A 16,651-nucleotide genomic window follows, 5' to 3' on the forward strand; every position below is an offset into this window, starting at 1 on the left:
CATCAAGCTTGAAGGCTGCATCGAACTTTCTGTATTTCTTGGTCATGATCGTTCCTCAATGGGTACAGTTTCCCCCATTGAGGTGTCCGGGGTCATTAGGCCAGCTCAGGCGGTGAATGCGCTAAATCTCCATCGCTTGCATTGCCTTCTTCGTGAGCAAGCTCACTCCCACATGGGTACCGTTTGCTGTGCTATAGCGCGGCGGCAGGGCGATTGGCTTTCATCAAGCGCGTCCGGAATCGGTTGGCCAGATCACAACGCAGGTGTATCTGCCGGCCGATGAATTGTGGGAGCGAGCTTGCTCGCGAAGGCGTCGGTGAATGCGATAAATCTCCATCGCTTGCATTGCCTTCTTCGTGAGCAAGCTCACTCCCACATGGGTACCGTTTGCTTTGCTATAGCGCGGCGGCAGGGCGATTGGCTTTCATCAAGCGCGTCCGGAATCGGTTGGCCAGATCACAACGCAGATGTATCTGCCGGCCGATGAATTGTGGGAGCGAGCTTGCTCGCGAAGGCTGACTTCCAGCCGCTAGAAATGCAATGGCTGGACTGACGCTTTCGTGAGCAAGCTCACTCCCACATGGACCGTGTTTGCTGCGCGACATCGCGGCGCGTTTGCGGCGGGACGGCTCTCACATGAGCACCGTTCGCTGTGCGATAGCGCGGTGTCAGGACGTTTGCCCCCGGCCAACGCCATTCTCCAGCTCCCCGACGATCACCACCTGCGCCTTCGGCAGATGCCGATCCTCGATTCGCTCCATCAGCATTTTCACCGCGCTGCTTCCGGCCAGCGAGGCATCGTGGGCGATGCAGGCGATGGGGATGCCGAAGATGTCGGCGAACGGCAGCCGGTCAATGCCGCAAATGGCCACGCTGTGGTGGGCGATATCACGGTCGCGCAGGGCTTTCATGGCGCCCAGGGTGATGAGCTGGTTGAAGCCGAAAATCGCATCCGGCAGCGGATGGTCGCGCAGGTAATCCAGCGTGCTCTGGTGCGACGGCTCCAGGGTGTAATCCCCGGCAAACACATCCAGCTGCACCGGCTTGCCGCTCTCGGCAATCGCCGCCTTCACGCCCTTCAGGCGTTCCTCGGAAATCCGCGAATGCGCAGGACCGGTCAGCACCAGCATGCGACGCATCGCCGGGCTCTGGGCCAGCAAGTAACGCGCGCCTTTCAGACCGCTGTGATAGTTGTCGAGCACCACATGGCTGAACGGGCTGGCAGGCAGCGCGCGGTCCAGCTGCACCACCGGGATGTCGCCGTTGCTCAGCCGGCTCAGATAGACCGGCTGGTACGCCGGCTCGTCCGACACCGGCGACAACACGATACCGGCCACGCGATAACTGAGCAGCGTATCCACCGCTTTGGCTTCGAGTTCTTCGGAGCCGTCAGTGTCCACCAGCATGATGGTGTAGCCACGGGTCTTCGCCTCGCGGGAGATCGCCTTGATCATCTCGCTGTAGAACGGGTTGTCCACCGACGCGGTAATGACCCCGATGATCATGCTCTCGCTGCGCTTGAGGCTGCGGGCAAAGGCGTTGGGGACGTAATCGAGTTCTTGCGCCACTTCCAGGATGCGCGCCAGGGTGGCGGGCTTGACCAGATCGGGTTTGTTCAGCGCCCGGGAAACAGTGACAGGGGTCATGTTCACGCGGCGGGCGATGTCGGAAATGGTGACGGGGGTTTTCTTGCTCATGGGCGATTGGCTGCCTGAAATCCGGGACAACCTGCGGGGCAGTCGCATCCCTCCAAAGAGTGCCAAGGCTAGCACGATGGAGGGCGCGAAAGGGATGCCGATGTCGGCGCGCGTCGGCGAACCGACAGCTAAATTATCGGGCGCTGGCTGAGTGTCTAAGAACGCTCGGCTGAGGCCCCGGTGCCAGGGTCAGACGCTGGTTTCCATTGTCTCGGCGACAACGCGACGTCTGGCTTTGACGGGCACGGAAATCTGCAGTTCGGTGAGCTCGTCAAAGCGCGAAAGATCGCGTCGCAGCTCCAGAAAGTAGTCCAGCGCGCCGCCCAGGCAAATGCTGTATGCCAGCAGTTCGACGCCTTCTTCGACGGTGGTTTTCGCCAGCCGCGCGTAGCCGCCCTGAAGGATGCCGTGCCACAGCGAGCCCATGCCGAAGAGTCGCGAGAAGATCAGCACCAGCAGGCCGGCCATGATGAAGCCGAACGCCGGACGTAGGGAAAAACGGGCGAGCCCCGAGACCACGTCGCGCCACGCGTTCTTGTAACCCAATGCCTTGTAGACGCAGGTGCCAGCGGTAAGCAGCGCAGGCCACAGCCAGAAACGGTGACTGATCGGATCAAATAATCCGTCCAGCTCACGAATCAGCATGCAGGCGAAGAAGCCGCCAATCAGGATGCCAACGCCACGTTGCCCCGGCTGGCGCGCCGAGAGCCAGAATAAACCGGCGATGATTGCCAGCATGACTTCCTGACTGACCTCGGTGAACGAGGTTTCGAGAATGTCCGTTTTAGCGATAAAGATGTCGATGAACACCATGCCGATACTGAAGAGCGTAAGCGCCAGCATGACGCCGAATCGCGTTAATGCTGATTTGACAAGTTGTAGATCGTTATTCACAAGTTTTTCACTGTTGAGCGAGTATTAAGGGTGGGACTCTAAAGAACTTTCCCGGGTTAGCCAAACAGCGGATTCGTTCATTGTTTTAGTTCTTCTTCCACTCAGTAAAAGTCTTTTGTGATATCCGGTATTGCAGTTTTCCAAATCTGCGATTTCGCCTTGGTTATCTCGTCAGTATGGCTGTAACGGGCCTCTGATCCGCGCTGATGGGCGTGAGGCATGCAAAGTCAAAGTGTTTAACATGATGATGAATATGTTTACGCATACTTCAAAATCGCCTGTACATGCACCCTCGACAACACGAGCAGGACTACCTTGCTCCGTCTGTATCAGCGACACTGCGTGCCTTGTTTATACCGGTGCCCGGAGCGCTCATGTCCTTGCCTGCTTCCTCTTCTTCTACACGCGACTTCATCTTTGCCGCCTGCGCGTTACTCATCGCCATGGTGGGCACCACGCTGCCCACGCCGCTCTATGCCCTCTATCAACAACGGCTCGGCTTTGACGCGAGCTGGCTGACGATCATCTTTTCGATCTACGCGGCGGGCGTCATCGCAGCATTGCTGGCGGTCGGCAGTTGGTCCGATCAGTTGGGGCGCAAGCCATTGTTGCTGGCAGGGCTGGCGATGGGGGCGATTAGCGCAGTGATCTTTCTGTTCAGCGATTCGATTGGCGGTTTGCTGATCGGACGGCTTTTTTCCGGTTTCAGCGCGGGCATCATGACCGGCACGGCAACTGTCGCCGTCATTGAACTGGCCCCCAAGACCTGGAAGAACGCCACGCTGGTGGCCACGGCCGCCAATATGTTCGGCCTCGGCATCGGGCCTTTGCTGGCCGGCTTTACCTCGCAATTTCTGCCGGATGCGCTGCATCTGGTGTTTTACGTGCACCTGGTAATGCTTGTGCTGGCGACGGTCGGTATCGCGCTGATTCGGGAGACCGTGCAGCGTCCGGCCATTCTGAAACTGGGTATTCAGAAGCCATCGGTTCCAGCCTCAGTGCGCAGCGTGTTTATCTCCGCGTCCATCGCCGGGCTGGCGGGTTTCAGCGTGGCGGGACTGTTCACCAGCATGGTGCCGTCGGTGATGATTCACGTCATGCACGAACAGGGCGGGCTGTTGATTGGCGCCGTAATCGGTTTGTTTTTCGTGGCGTCGATCATTGGCCAGGCGTTGCTGCAGGTGCTGCCAAAGGACCGGCACATGACCCTCGGTTGCGTCGGGCTGATTGTCGGCATGATCTGTCTGGGACTGAGCGTTGCGACGTCGCAGCTGGGGCTGTTGATCGCGGCGGGTCTGGTGGCAGGCATCGGCCAGGGCATGATCCTGCGCGCCGGCATGGGCGCGGTGACCGCCAGCAGCCCGGCTGATCAGAAGGCAGCGGTGACGTCCGCCTTCTTCGTGGTGCTTTATGTGTCGATTTCGGTGCCCGTGGTGGCGGTTGGTTTCAGCGTGCGGGTGTTCGGTCTGGAGCATGTGGGCGAGTTCTTCGCCGCGCTGGTGGCCGTGGTTGCGTTGCTGGCGATGATCAGCATGAAGCGCGTGCACTCGAAACAGGCTGCCCTGTCGGCATCCGGGAGCTAAACAATGAGCGTAAAGGTCGGCTTGATCTCGGACACCCATGGCCTGCTGCGTCCTCAGGCTTTGGACGCGTTGCAGGGCTGCGATTACCTGATCCACGGCGGTGACATCGGCAAGCCGGAGATCCTCGACGCATTGAAGGCCATCGCGCCACTGACGGTGGTGCGAGGCAACAACGACACCGATGACGCCTGGGCGTGCGACGTGCCCTATGAAGCGGTTTTGCGCGTCGGCAAGGTGGCGATTTACACCACGCACATACTGGCTGATGTGCCCGAATTACTGCCGGACGAGGTGCGCGTGGTGGTCACGGGGCACTCTCACCGGCCCTTGCAGCAGATGCGCGATGGCGTGCTGTTCATCAACCCGGGCAGCGCCGGACCGCGACGGTTCAAACTGCCGATCACGGTCGGCGTGCTGCACATCGAGGGTGATGACGTGCGCGGTGAGTTGATCGAGCTGGCGCTCACATAAGCCCGGCATTACCCATCCGCAGTTATTTCGCGATCGGGTCCAGGCCGCTGGCCTTGATGGCCGGGGCGGCTGCCGTTGAGCTCAGGAAATCCAGAAACTGTTTGGCTTGTTCTGGGTGTTTACTCTGGGTCACGACGCCTGCGGAGTAGAGGGTCATCTGCTGCGCCTGGTCAGGGATCAGGCCGATGATGTCGATGCCTTCCACCGGCTTGAGCTCGCTCAGCTGTTGAAACCCAATTTCAGCGTCTCCCCGGGCAACGACTTCACCGACGGGCTCGGCGGGGATCATGCGGCTTTTGCTCTGAATGCGGTCGGCGATGTGCATCTGGCTGAACAGCACGCGGGACAGGTACACGCCGCTGGCGCTGTCCGAGTAGGCAATACTTTTTGTGTCCAGCAGGGTCTGCTTGAAGGCTTCCATGGTGCTGATGTCAGGGTGTGGGGCGCCATGACGCACGGCCATGGCGATGTAGGATTTACCCAGATCGACGCGGGTTTTCGGATCGACCTTGCCCTCCTTGATCAACTTGTCCAGCGCCGCACCGACCATCAACACCACGTCGGCCGGCTCGTGGCGGGCCAGTCGGTTGGGAATGGCCTGGGGCGTCGCGCCCATCGATGGCGCCACTTCGCCTAGCAGCTTCACGCCAGCGCGCTGTTCGTAGTCGGGGGCAACAGCTTTGAACGCACCCATTATCCCGCCGGAACTCAAGACGATCAGTTGGACAGGTGCGGGGGCCGTGGCGGCGTGTGAAAAAGCGACTGGAACGAGGGAGAGGGCGGCACTGAGGAGGTAAGGCAACATTCTTTTCATGGAGATAAACCCGGCGTTGGAGATGAATATGACGAAATAAAACAGCGCGGGCAGTATGTGGCAATTGTGAGATCAGTAAATCCCTTTCTTGCCAGCGCACCCGCACTGTTCGTCTTCAACCCCTTGCACCGCCTGCGCCGGGCGGCTTTTCGCCCGACGCAGATAAAGCCGGTTTACACCTTGAAGTGGCTGACCAGCATTTGCAGCTGATTGCCCAACCGGGCGAGCTCCACGCTGGAAGCGGCGGTTTCTTCGCTGGCGGCGGCGGTCTGTTCGGACACGTCGCGCACGTTGACGATGCTGCGGCTGATCTCTTCGGCCACCGAGCTTTGTTGCTCGGCAGCGGCAGCGATTTGCTGGTTCATGGCCTGGATGTTCGACACTGTCTGGGTAATGTTTTCCAATGACGTACCGGCCTTGCGGGTCAGGGCGACGGAGCTGTCAGTCAGGTTGCGGCTGCTGAGCATGATTTCCGAAACCTGACGCGTGCCGTTCTGCAGCGCGGCGACTAGACCTTCAATTTCCTCGGTCGATTGCTGGGTGCGTTGCGCCAGGCCACGCACTTCATCGGCGACCACGGCAAAACCGCGACCGGCTTCACCGGCTCGGGCAGCTTCGATGGCTGCGTTGAGCGCCAACAGGTTGGTCTGCTCGGCGACGGCCTTGATCACGTCCATGACCTTGCCGATTTTGTCGCTTTCCTGTTCCAGCACGGACATCGCGTCGGTGGAGCGGACCACCTCGTTGGCCAGCTTCTCGATCTGCACGATCGCTTCGCCCACCACTTTGTCGCCGTCCCGAGCCTGCTTGTCAGCGGCAGAAGCGGCGACCGATGCCTGCTCGGCGTTGCGCGCCACCTCGTGAACAGTGGCCGACATTTCGTGCATCGCGGTGGCGACCTGGTCGGTTTCCACTTTCTGGCTGTTGACCCCGGCGCTGGTCTGTTCGGTCACGGCCGACAGCTCTTCAGCGGCGCTGGCAATTTGCGTGACACTGTCACGGATGCCGCCGATCAATTCGCGCAGCGTGGTGCCCATACGCTGGATGCCCATCTGCAGAACGCCCAGTTCATCTTTGCGGGTCACGACCATGTCGTGGGACAAATCGCCCGACGCAATGCGGTCTACCACGGCCAGTGTCTGTTGAAGCGGACGGGTGATCTGGCGGGTAATGATGATCGCTGCCAGCGTTCCGAGAATCAGCGCCAGCAGCGTGCCGGCCACCTGAAGCGTGCGAGCTTGCTGGCTGTCGGCCTGGCCCAGGGTGTTCTGCAGATCAGTGAGCTGTTGCGCCAGCTTGACGATGACACCCTGTTCCTCGGTCATCTCGGTGCGCGCAGCATTGATATTGCCGGTGGCGAGCTTGAAACCCTGCACCGAGTTGCGATAACCGATCAGCGCCGCCTCCAGTTGCTTCAGGCGCTCGGCCTGAGTGCCGCCGAACAGAGCGTTGAGCGGGGCAAGGCCGTCAAGGGCGCTGGTCAGTTGGCGCATGGCCGTGTCTTCGGTCTTGGCCGAGACGTTGGCGGTGTAGCCGCGCACCTCGTAGCGCACCAGCATCACGTCTTCGCGGGCTTTGATGGCGGCCTGATACTGCTCGAAACGGCGTTCGTCAGTCGGGTCGAGCTTCATCACATCATCGTTGATCGCGGCAATCAGGTCGGCCGCTTTCACCGCGTCGACGCCCATGCTATCGCGCACGTTGGCACTCGCCTGATAGGCCTCGCGCATTTTTTTCAACGAGGCCTCATAAGCGCTGATCTGCTCGCCCATCGTTTTGATGAGCGGAACATTCTGTGGGTTAGTGAAGGTTTTTTGCAGAAATTGCTGCTGCGCCTTGAATGCGTCGAGCGCGGTCTGAACGCTTTGCGCGGCCACTTCGTCGCCGTTGCTGAGCATGTATTGCAGGCGCGTCACCCGAAGGTCGGTGAGCTTTTGGCTGAGCTTGCTGATATCACCCACCCATTGGCTGCGTAAGCTCATCTGGCTCAAGCTGTTCCAGCCCACCAAGGCCAGCAGGGCAGTCAATACAAGCACGACGCCGAAACCGAGGGCCAGCTTCATGTTGACGCTGATGTTCGCAAACCAGCTGTTCATTCCATTTCTCCAGAATCCGTAAATATTTGAAGTCGTCAGCTGGAGGGTTTTTGTTATGGAACCAGCAAAACATTCATGTGTACGAATGCATCGGCAGGCTCGTGAGAATCTGAAATACCTGAAGGAATTGTCCGACAGTCGTGTGCGAGGCGGGAGGCGTCACATGATCAATCCCGGCAACAAAACATTGACGGGCGCCGCCCACGCAGCGGGCCACCATCCTTGGCCTGTCTCCTTGGTCATCAGCCTCAAACGCTGGCGTCAATCTTTGCGCCGTCCTTGCTACCGGACATGAAATATTTCAACTGTTGATCAGCAGGCCAACCTCCTACCGTGTAAAGGCCGCGAGACTTCGCTGCCGCCAAGGGCGTTTTCTCAACCAGGACGGGATGTCGGGCCATGGGATCAGTTCAGCGATTTATCACGCTAGACAGCTTCAGGGGCGTCTTCGCGCTGCTGGTGGTGTTCCATCACCTGCATGTTGTAGGCGCGTTTATCGAGCTGCCGTTTTTTCGCAGAGCGGAGATCCTGCTCAACTTCTTTTTCGTGCTCAGCGGGTTTGTCCTGGCCCACTCCTATGGACTGAAGCCGCAATTCGGCTTCAAGCGTTTCGTCATCTCGCGCCTGTTCCGGCTGTACCCGCTGCACGTCGTGATGCTGCTGGTGTTTATCCTCTTCGAAGGAGTGCGCTGGGCAGCCTGGAAGAAAGGCTTCACCCTCAACAACGTGCCATTCACCGGGCTCTTCGACCCGTCGGAGATCCTGCCCAATCTGCTGCTGGTGCAAGCCTGGACGACGCTCACCGAAACCATGTCGTTCAACTACCCGTCGTGGAGCATCAGCATCGAGTTCTATATCTACATGCTCTTCGGCGGGCTGTGCCTGCTCTCACTGAGAAGCCGCTTTCTGATGTTTGCCTGCGTGGCCGTCGTCGCATTCACGATGATCTTCACCGAAAACGAACCGCTTGTCTGGCGCGCGATGCTGGGCTTGTCCTGCTTCTTCGCCGGCAATATCACGTACCTCGCCTACCTGGTGGTTCGCGACCGATTCGTGCCGGTGCGCTGGCTGATGACGGTGCTCGAAGTGGCGCTCACGTGCACAACGTACTGGATGGTGATGAACGACTACAGCGACCGCTCGCCCATTGCCAGTCTGACGTTCTGCGTGTTGGTGCTGGTGTTCGCATTCGAAGCCGGGCTGGTATCGACGTTCCTGAAAACCGCCGTGTTCAGGCTGTTGGGCAAGTTGTCGTACTCCATCTACATGACCCACGCTGCGCTGCTGTTTTGCCTGTCGACGATGTTCATCGTGGCGCAGAAGCTCACCGGCCGCGATCTGTCGCCGATGATCAACGGCCAACGTTTCATGGACACAGGTTCCGAGCTGGGCAACAACGCGCTGGTGGTTGCCGTCACCCTCGCGGCGATCGGCCTGGCTGCCCTGGCTCATAAGTACATCGAGCTGAAGGGCGTCGACTTGGGCAAGTGGGTTACCGGAGGCTCGAACGGCAAAGCGCCGGCCAAGCAGGGTATCGGCGGTGGCCTGAAGCCGCAGGTCGATCGCGCGGCGTGAACCCGCAATGGTTGCGCTGAGCCTTACTCGCGGCGCAACCAGTCAACCATTCCCAGCCCTGCCGCGCGGCCGCTGGCGAAGCAGGCGGTCAGCAGATAGCCGCCGGTGGGGGCTTCCCAGTCGAGCATCTCGCCGGCGCAGAAGACGCCGGGCAGCGAAGGGATCATCAGGTGCTCGTTCAGTGCTTCGAATTTCACTCCGCCTGCCGTGCTGATGGCCTCATCCAGCGGGCGCGGCGTGATCAGTGTCAGCGGCAAGGCCTTGATCGCACGCCCAAGCAGGGCTGGATCAGCGAATGTCGCAGCGGGGGTCAGCTCACGTAACAGCGCCGCCTTCACCCCGTCGAGGCCCAGTTGGCTGTGCAGATGCTTGGACATCGAGCGGGAACCGCGGGGTTTGCTCAGGGCCTTTTGCACCTCGGCAACGCTTCTGCCGGGCAGCAGATCAATCTCGACCGTGGCCGAGCCCGACTGATTGATCGCCTCACGGATCTGCGCGGACAAGGCGTAAACGAGGCTGCCCTCGACACCGCCCTGGGTGACCACGCATTCCCCCAGCCGCAGGGTTTGCCCCTCCACGCCCATCGCGATGTTCTTCAGCGGCGCGCCGGCGAATTTGCTGCGCAGCAGTTCGCTCCAGGCCGAGACCTCGAACCCGCAATTGGCGGCTTGCAGCGGCGCGACGTCGACCCCGCGTTGTTCAAGCAGCGGAACCCATGCACCGTCCGAGCCCAGCCGCGACCAGCTTGCTCCGCCCAACGCCAGCAACGTGGCGGCAGGGTTCAGGGCGACTTCACCTTCGGGACCGGCGATTCGCAGCGTGTTGTCGGCATTCCAGCCCAGCCACCGATGACGGGTGTGGATAACCACACCGGACTCGCGCAGGCGCTTGAGCCAGGCGCGCAGCAGCGGCGCGGCCTTCATATCGGTGGGGAACACACGCCCGGAACTGCCGACGAACGTCTGGATGCCCAGGCCGTGAATCCACTCGCACAGCGCCTGGGCGCCGAAGCTGCGCAGCAAGGGCGCGATTACCGGGGCGCGTTCGGCGTAGCGGGCAACGAACGCAGGTGACGGCTCGGAGTGGGTGATGTTCATGCCGCCGACGCCCGCCAGCAGAAACTTGCGCCCGACCGAGGGCATGGCGTCGTAGAGATCCACCTTGAAACCGGCGTGGCTCAGCACTTCAGCGGCCATCAGGCCGGCAGGGCCGCCGCCGATGATGGCGACTGTCTGGGTGCTTGAGGTGGCGGTTGACGTCATGGCTAAGCGAACACCGGTTGGGTAGGGGGCGCGCATTCTACGCGAGCTTCGTGAAACGCGGCCAGCCTGTGGAAAACTTATCGATCAAAAAACGTACAGTGCGCGCGAGCCCCAGTGATATCAGGGGATCACGCCCTTGCACTCAGGTTATCCACAGGCGGTTCCACAGGGGATGTGGGTAAGTGCAGTCATCACTCAAAGCCCGCGCTCTGTCCATATCCTCTGCGCACTGCGGTGCAGAATCCCGTGCCGACGGGCGAGCGCTTCCCGGTCCTTGCTGTAGCCACCGCCAATCACGCCCATTACTGGAATGTCCCGGCCCAGACAGTGACGCATCACCGCTTCGTCACGGCGGGCAACCCCCGCATCGGTCAGCTGCAAATAGCCCAACGCGTCGTCCTTGTGCACATCCACGCCGGCGTCGTATAGCACCAGATTGGGCTGATACAGCGGCAGCAGGTAATTGAGCGTGTCGTCGACCACCTTCAGGTAGTCGTCGTCACCCATGCCCATCGGCAGCGGAATGTCCCAGTCACTTTGGGCCTTGCGCGCGGGAAAGTTCTTTTCGCAGTGCAGCGAGACCGTGATCGCGTCATCGGTGTGTTCGAGAATTCGCGCAGTGCCGTCACCCTGGTGCACGTCGCAATCGAAAATCAGCACCCGGTCGACGCGTCCGCTTTGCAGCAGGTACTGACTGATGATCGCCAAGTCGTTGAAGATGCAAAACCCGGCCGGGTAATCGTAATGCGCATGGTGAGTGCCGCCGGCAAGGTGACAGGCCAGTCCGTGTTGCAGGGCGAGTTCTGCTGTCAGCAAAGAGCCACCTACCGCGCGTACCGTACGTCGGGCCAGATCCTCGGTCCAGGGGAGGCCAAGGCGACGTTGATCTTCCCGCGACAGCGCGCCTTCCATATAACGGCTGATGTAACCGGGGTCATGGGCCAGCGCGAGGATGTCCGTTGGGCAGACCTGCGGACGAAACAATTGAGCATCTGTGGTCAGGCCGGTGTCGATAAGGTGGTCGCGCAGAAGCCGGAACTTGTCCATCGGGAAGCGATGGTCGGGTGGAAAGTCCGGGCTGTAGTCATCGTGGTAAATGAGGGGCAGGGGCATGGTGGGCACGCTTCTGGTTCGAAGGGGAATCTTGCCAGTTCTGACGATCACCGCACAGCGATTTGCCTGGGCGGGAAGATCGCCAGCCGGCGGGCATTTTGAGAGGCGAGGCAACAGGGAGACGATCAATGGAGCCGATTCTTGAGCTCAACAGCGCACGCTTGTTGATGCGTCAATGGCGAGATGATGATTTGCCAGCCTTCGCGAAGATGTGCGCCGATCCACAGGTGATGCGCTACTTTCCGCAGCCCTTGAGCCGCATGGAAAGCGCCAAGCTGATCGGCCGCGTGCGCGGGCATTTTGCCGAGTATGGTTTCGGCTTCTGGGCCCTTGAACGCAGGGACACCGGCGAATTCATCGGTTTCACCGGCCTGGCCGTGGTGGGCTTCGAGGCAGGTTTTACGCCAGCGGTAGAGATCGGCTGGCGCCTGGCCCGCGAGCATTGGGGCCTGGGTTATGCCAGCGAAGCCGCCTGGACGGTCCTTGGCTGCGGATTCGAGCACCTGGACATGGACGAAATCGTGGCATTTGCGGCGGTCAATAATCTGCCCTCGCAGAAGGTCATGCAGGCCATCGGCATGCGCAACGATCCGGCTGACAAATTCGATCATCCGAAATTGCCCAACGGCCATCCACTCAGGCCCCACGTGTTGTATCGCATCAACCGGGCGGGCTGGTTAGCGACGCTTTAAACAGCTGCGGGAATCGGGCTACAAACCTCTGTATCATTTCGTCCCACTTCCATATGCGCCGGCCTACGGCGCCCATGGCCTGATTGATGCGATGACGGTTGGCGAGACGACCGTGTGAGGAACCCTGAATGAGTCACGTGCTGGATGATCTGGTGTCGCTGTTGAGTCTGGAGCCGATCGAAGAAAACCTCTTCCGCGGACGCAGCCAGGACCTTGGCTTTCGCCAGCTGTTTGGCGGTCAGGTGCTGGGTCAGTCGTTGTCGGCGGCGAGCAAGACGGTTGAAGACGCGCGCCATGTGCATTCGCTGCATGGCTATTTCCTGCGCCCCGGCGACGCGCACTTGCCCGTGGTGTATCAGGTGGACCGGGTCCGCGACGGCGGCAGTTTCAGCACACGCCGGGTGACGGCCATTCAGAAAGGCCAGCCGATTTTCACCTGCAGCGCGTCGTTCCAGTACGACGAAGAAGGCTTCGAGCACCAGAGCCAGATGCCGCACGTGGTCGGTCCGGAAAACCTGCCGTCGGAGCTTGAGCTGATGCGCCAGCGCGAGCACCTGATTCCCGAGCACATGAAGGACAAACTGCTGTGCCCCAAGCCCATCGAATTCCGACCGGTCACCGAGTCTGATCCCTACAACCCGAAGCCTGCTGACCCGGTGAAATACATCTGGTTTCGCGCCGACGGCACGCTGCCCGACATCCCTGCCTTGCACCGCTACATGCTCGCCTACGCGTCGGATTTCAACCTGTTGACCACGTCGTTGCTGCCCCACGGCAAGACGGTCTGGCAGAAAGACATGCAGATCGCCAGCCTGGATCACTCGCTGTGGTTCCACGGTGAACTGCGCGCTGACGACTGGCTGCTTTACGCCATGGACAGCCCATGGGCCGGTAATTCGCGCGGGTTCTCCCGAGGCAGCGTATTCAATCGCGAAGGCAAGCTTGTGGCGTCGGTCAGTCAGGAAGGTTTGATTCGCCACCGTAAGGATTGGTCATGAGCCTCAATCAAGTACGCCACTGGGTGTTTGACATGGACGGTACGCTGACCGTTGCTGCCCATGATTTTCCGGCGATCAAGCGTGCGCTGGATATCCCCCAGGAGGACGACATTCTCGGGCATCTCGCGGCATTGCCGGCGGATGTTGCGGCGGCCAAACATGCCTGGCTGCTGGAGCACGAGCGCGCGTTGGCGATCGAATCCAAACCCGCGACAGGTGCTGTCGAGTTGGTGAGGGAGCTGGCAGGGCGGGGTTATCGTCTCGGCATTCTGACCCGTAACGCCCGCGAGCTTGCCCACGTGACGCTGAACGCCATCGGCATCGCCGACTGCTTTGCGGTAGACGATGTGCTCGGCCGTGACGAAGCCGCGCCGAAACCCGATCCGGGTGGCCTGCTGAAACTCGCCCACGCGTGGAATGTGCAGCCGTCGGACATGGTGATGGTGGGCGACTTCCAGTTTGATCTGGCCTGCGGTCGAGCGGCCGGCGCCCGGACGGTGCTGGTCAATCTCCCGGAAAATCCGTGGCCGGAATTGACCGACTGGCACGCAGCGGATTGCGTGGCGTTAAAGAAGATGATTGGCGCGAAGAGCTGATTCCACCCTTCTGGTAGGACCGGCTTCAGCCGGGAACTCGTCCGGCAATTCACCACAAAGTTGATGGTGGACAGACCGGCCTCTTCCCGGCTAAAGCCGGTCCCACTGTCGAATCGCGCTCAAATAGTGGGACCGGCTTTAGCCGGGAAGGCGTCTGGCAATTCACCACAAAATTGATGGTGTGAAAACCGGCCTCTTACCGGCTGAAGCCAGTCCTACCAAACGCACGGATATCAATTCGCCTTGAACAACGCCGTCTGCCCTTCAGGCGACGTGAAAATCGCGTCGCCGTTGTGCCCCACGTTTTTCACTTCCACCAGACGCTGGTTCAGGCCTTCCGGGTGGCGCTTGGTCAGGTAATCGAAATAGTTGTGACCACGGGCCAGACGCTGAGGCCCCTGAGCTTCCGCACCGCAATCCTTGTCCAGCGCCGGGTGCTCCGGATCGGTGTCCAGCTCGCCCAACAGATACGTAATGTCACGCTTCACGTATGCGGCCTCAAGCTCGGCCGGTGTTTCCTTGCCGGCGTAAGCGGGCAGCTTGTTCAGGCCATACTTCCAGGTGTCGAAAGTCGGGCAGCTCGCCGCATCAACCGGCACAGGGCGCGTCGCGTCGAAATAGGCATAAGAGGATGGGTTGGCGATCACATAGCGCAGCTTGATGCCTTCCTTCTTCAGCAAGGCATCTTCCTTGCCACCAATCATCGCGTAGCGCTGCACCACCTGCGCACCGCCGGAATGGCCCGCGATCACGATTTCCTTCAGGTTGGGGAACAGCTTACTGTCGCTCAGACGCTTGAGGATGTGATCGATGACCACAAAGGAGCTGACCGGTTTGGGCCCCAATGACTTCTCGCCCGCCATCCAGTCATTGGTGTGCCAGCGAAGTACCGACTCAGGCAGGCGGTGTTCTGCAATGTCCTTTTCGTCGAGAAACTGCGGCGCGATCAGCAGCGTTTTCGAGCGCTGCCTCGACTGGTTGGCCGCGCGCTCGACACTGCGCAGGTAGGTTTGCGCGTTGCGCAGCCGACCGTGAAAGACGATGACGACACGCTGGACCTGCGGGCTGGGACGGACCCAGTTCTGACTCAGGCCGAGGGTGGCCTGGGTCGTCCCGTTGATCTGCAGCCGGTCGGGGCTGATGGCTTTAACCGCCTGATCCGCCGCATGAGCATTGAGGCTCATCAGGGTGCCCAACAACAGGATCGAAAGCGGTTTCATCATGTGATCAGAGGCTCTTGGCGGCGAACGTATCGCATTGGTTGATTTGTCCCTGGGCAAAACCTGTCTTGAACCAGCGGACCCGCTGGGCAGAGGTGCCGTGGGTAAACGAGTCCGGCACGACCCGGCCCTGACCCTGTTGCTGCAAGCGGTCGTCGCCAATGGCATTGGCGGCGTTCAGCGCCTCTTCAATATCACCCGGCTCCAGCCAGTTCAAACGCTTTTGTGCGTTGTTGGCCCAAACGCCTGCCAGGCAGTCAGCTTGCAGCTCCTGACGCACCAGCAAACCGTTGTCACCTTCCATTTTCATGCCGCGTTGGCGGGCGGCGTCAACTTTAGCCGAAACCCCCAATAAGGTCTGCACATGATGGCCAACTTCGTGAGCAATCACGTACGCCTGAGCGAAATCTCCCGCCGCCTTGAAGCGCTGACTCATTTCACGGAAAAACTCCATGTCCAGGTACACGCGCTGGTCAGCCGGGCAATAGAACGGGCCGCTCGCCGAAGACGCCGAGCCGCACGCCGATTGAACCCGGCCACTGAACAGAATCAGGGTCGGCGCCTTGTATTGGCTCCCCATTTGCTGGAACACCTGCTGCCACGTGTCCTCGGTATCGCCCAGGATCGCGCGCACGAAGTCGGCCTGCTCGTCATTGGCCGGTGGCGCCTGGCGCGTTTGCTGATTGACCGCTGCAGTCTGATCCGAACCCATCTGGCCGGTGATCTCACCCAGAATACGCATCGGGTCCTGCCCGGTCAGCAGACCAATCGCGACGATGATCACAATCCCGCCAAGCCCCAGCCCCTTGCCGCCAATGCGCATCCCGCCGCCACCGCCACCCCCGGAATCGCCACGTGCGTCCACGACGTTGTCACTGCGACGTCCTTTTTTCCATAGCATGGCGGGAATCCTCTTTTGGTCGTGTGGGAAGTGTAGACGGCGGGCGTACGACGTCTGGTCTGCTGGACTAAGAGAGGAGGGGAGGGGGAATAGTTCGCGAATCGGTTCTTCAGAGGTATTGCTCACCTGCAGAGCTGTTTGGTGGGGGTTGGCGGCTTGGAACCTTATTTGTGTTTTTCAACCTGCGGAGAAGTAGACCCATGCCAAGGCAGCGCCCTTTGAGTGCGTTAATGAGGCGCGCGAAAATAGTAGAGCAGTCCGCTACTCACGCCGATGAGAATCATCGAGCCATAAATTATCCGCACTCCCCACAGCAGTCGGGGAGGCAGTTTGAGCAGTTTTTGCCTGGGGATACGTTCCTGCCTCCAGAAGATCTCAGGGGCCACTGCAACCAGCATTACGAAGGTTTCCCTCATCCTGCGTCCAAAAAAACTGTCTCCGCAGACCGCTCTGTTAAATGAAAACATCTCGATCTCACATAGGTAGTCTTCGATCTTTTCCAGGTATATGTAGAAGAATATATGGGAGCCCACAATGTGGGCGGCGGTGAGCAATAATATGATGAGTGAGAGTAACCCAGTTGGGATGTTGTCCATCACGGCGTCCGTTCATAGGGATATTTTCGGTCTTTGTGTCACTTCATATACTGGAGGGCCGATTAATCGATGCGTCGATAAAACAGGTGCAAATTTCATCCTCAATGAAATTCGTAAGATCTTGCACAGCCCTGTCAGATTTT

Annotated in this window: 15 protein-coding genes; 6 read left to right on the forward strand and 9 right to left on the reverse strand. The window is 60.1% G+C overall.

What is annotated here, in order from left to right; all coding sequences use genetic code 11:
- Positions 1-668 precede the first annotated feature (668 nt).
- Together QWI20_RS27000 and QWI20_RS27005 are read right to left on the reverse strand one after the other, a co-directional pair.
- On the reverse strand, positions 669-1,697 hold the full coding sequence (locus QWI20_RS27000; RefSeq protein ID WP_369308021.1) for a LacI family DNA-binding transcriptional regulator: 1,029 nt from the start codon (positions 1,695-1,697) through the stop codon (positions 669-671).
- A gap of 189 nt (positions 1,698-1,886) precedes the next feature.
- Positions 1,887-2,540 (reverse strand): hypothetical protein, encoded by a 654-nt coding sequence (locus QWI20_RS27005; protein ID WP_369308022.1) that lies wholly within the window; start codon positions 2,538-2,540, stop codon positions 1,887-1,889.
- Between the two features lie 425 nt (positions 2,541-2,965).
- On the opposite strand from QWI20_RS27005, the gene QWI20_RS27010 reads away from it, so the two are divergent.
- Positions 2,966-4,174 (forward strand): MFS transporter, encoded by a 1,209-nt coding sequence (locus QWI20_RS27010; RefSeq protein WP_369308023.1) that lies wholly within the window; start codon positions 2,966-2,968, stop codon positions 4,172-4,174.
- A gap of 3 nt (positions 4,175-4,177) precedes the next feature.
- Entirely contained in the window at positions 4,178-4,645 is a 468-nt protein-coding gene (locus QWI20_RS27015; protein WP_369308024.1) for a metallophosphoesterase family protein, read from the forward strand.
- A 22-nt stretch (positions 4,646-4,667) separates the two neighbouring features.
- On the opposite strand, the gene QWI20_RS27020 is transcribed toward QWI20_RS27015, so the two are convergent.
- On the reverse strand, positions 4,668-5,459 hold the full coding sequence (locus QWI20_RS27020) for a substrate-binding domain-containing protein (RefSeq protein ID WP_369308025.1): 792 nt from the start codon (positions 5,457-5,459) through the stop codon (positions 4,668-4,670).
- A 173-nt stretch (positions 5,460-5,632) separates the two neighbouring features.
- On the reverse strand, positions 5,633-7,555 hold the full coding sequence (locus QWI20_RS27025; RefSeq protein WP_369308026.1) for a methyl-accepting chemotaxis protein: 1,923 nt from the start codon (positions 7,553-7,555) through the stop codon (positions 5,633-5,635).
- A 399-nt stretch (positions 7,556-7,954) separates the two neighbouring features.
- Here QWI20_RS27025 and QWI20_RS27030 point away from each other — a divergent pair, with 399 nt between their 5' ends.
- Positions 7,955-9,130 (forward strand): acyltransferase family protein, encoded by a 1,176-nt coding sequence (locus QWI20_RS27030; protein WP_369308027.1) that lies wholly within the window; start codon positions 7,955-7,957, stop codon positions 9,128-9,130.
- Between the two features lie 23 nt (positions 9,131-9,153).
- Here QWI20_RS27030 and QWI20_RS27035 read toward each other — a convergent pair whose 3' ends face one another.
- Together QWI20_RS27035 and QWI20_RS27040 are read right to left on the reverse strand one after the other, a co-directional pair.
- A complete protein-coding gene (locus QWI20_RS27035; RefSeq protein WP_369308028.1) occupies positions 9,154-10,392 on the reverse strand; it encodes a TIGR03862 family flavoprotein in 1,239 nt (412 codons plus the stop codon).
- 195 nt (positions 10,393-10,587) lie between these two features.
- Entirely contained in the window at positions 10,588-11,505 is a 918-nt protein-coding gene (locus QWI20_RS27040; RefSeq protein WP_369308029.1) for a histone deacetylase, read from the reverse strand.
- A gap of 128 nt (positions 11,506-11,633) precedes the next feature.
- Here QWI20_RS27040 and QWI20_RS27045 point away from each other — a divergent pair, with 128 nt between their 5' ends.
- From QWI20_RS27045 to QWI20_RS27055, 3 genes are all read left to right on the forward strand, one after another.
- Complete coding sequence (locus tag QWI20_RS27045) at positions 11,634-12,197, forward strand: GNAT family N-acetyltransferase (protein WP_369308030.1); 564 nt, start codon at positions 11,634-11,636, stop codon at positions 12,195-12,197.
- Between the two features lie 128 nt (positions 12,198-12,325).
- Positions 12,326-13,195: an acyl-CoA thioesterase II gene (gene tesB / locus QWI20_RS27050; protein ID WP_369308031.1), complete on the forward strand. Its 870-nt coding sequence runs from the start codon at positions 12,326-12,328 to the stop codon at positions 13,193-13,195.
- On the forward strand, positions 13,192-13,791 hold the full coding sequence (locus tag QWI20_RS27055; protein ID WP_369308032.1) for an HAD family hydrolase: 600 nt from the start codon (positions 13,192-13,194) through the stop codon (positions 13,789-13,791). The genes tesB and QWI20_RS27055 overlap by 4 nt, the downstream gene beginning before the upstream one ends.
- Positions 13,792-14,024: 233 nt before the next feature.
- On the opposite strand, the gene QWI20_RS27060 is transcribed toward QWI20_RS27055, so the two are convergent.
- The 3 genes from QWI20_RS27060 to QWI20_RS27070 form a co-directional block, all read right to left on the reverse strand.
- The gene (locus QWI20_RS27060) at positions 14,025-15,014 is read right to left on the reverse strand and encodes an alpha/beta hydrolase (RefSeq protein ID WP_282369731.1); all 990 of its coding nucleotides are present in this window, start codon (positions 15,012-15,014) and stop codon (positions 14,025-14,027) included.
- A 4-nt stretch (positions 15,015-15,018) separates the two neighbouring features.
- Positions 15,019-15,912: a neutral zinc metallopeptidase gene (locus tag QWI20_RS27065; protein WP_369308033.1), complete on the reverse strand. Its 894-nt coding sequence runs from the start codon at positions 15,910-15,912 to the stop codon at positions 15,019-15,021.
- A gap of 227 nt (positions 15,913-16,139) precedes the next feature.
- A complete protein-coding gene (locus QWI20_RS27070; protein ID WP_369308034.1) occupies positions 16,140-16,508 on the reverse strand; it encodes a hypothetical protein in 369 nt (122 codons plus the stop codon).
- Between the last annotated feature and the right edge of the window lie 143 nt (positions 16,509-16,651).

It is taken from the genome of Pseudomonas sp. W2-17 (assembly GCF_041060445.1).
In the GTDB taxonomy this organism is placed as follows: Bacteria; Pseudomonadota; Gammaproteobacteria; order Pseudomonadales; family Pseudomonadaceae; genus Aquipseudomonas.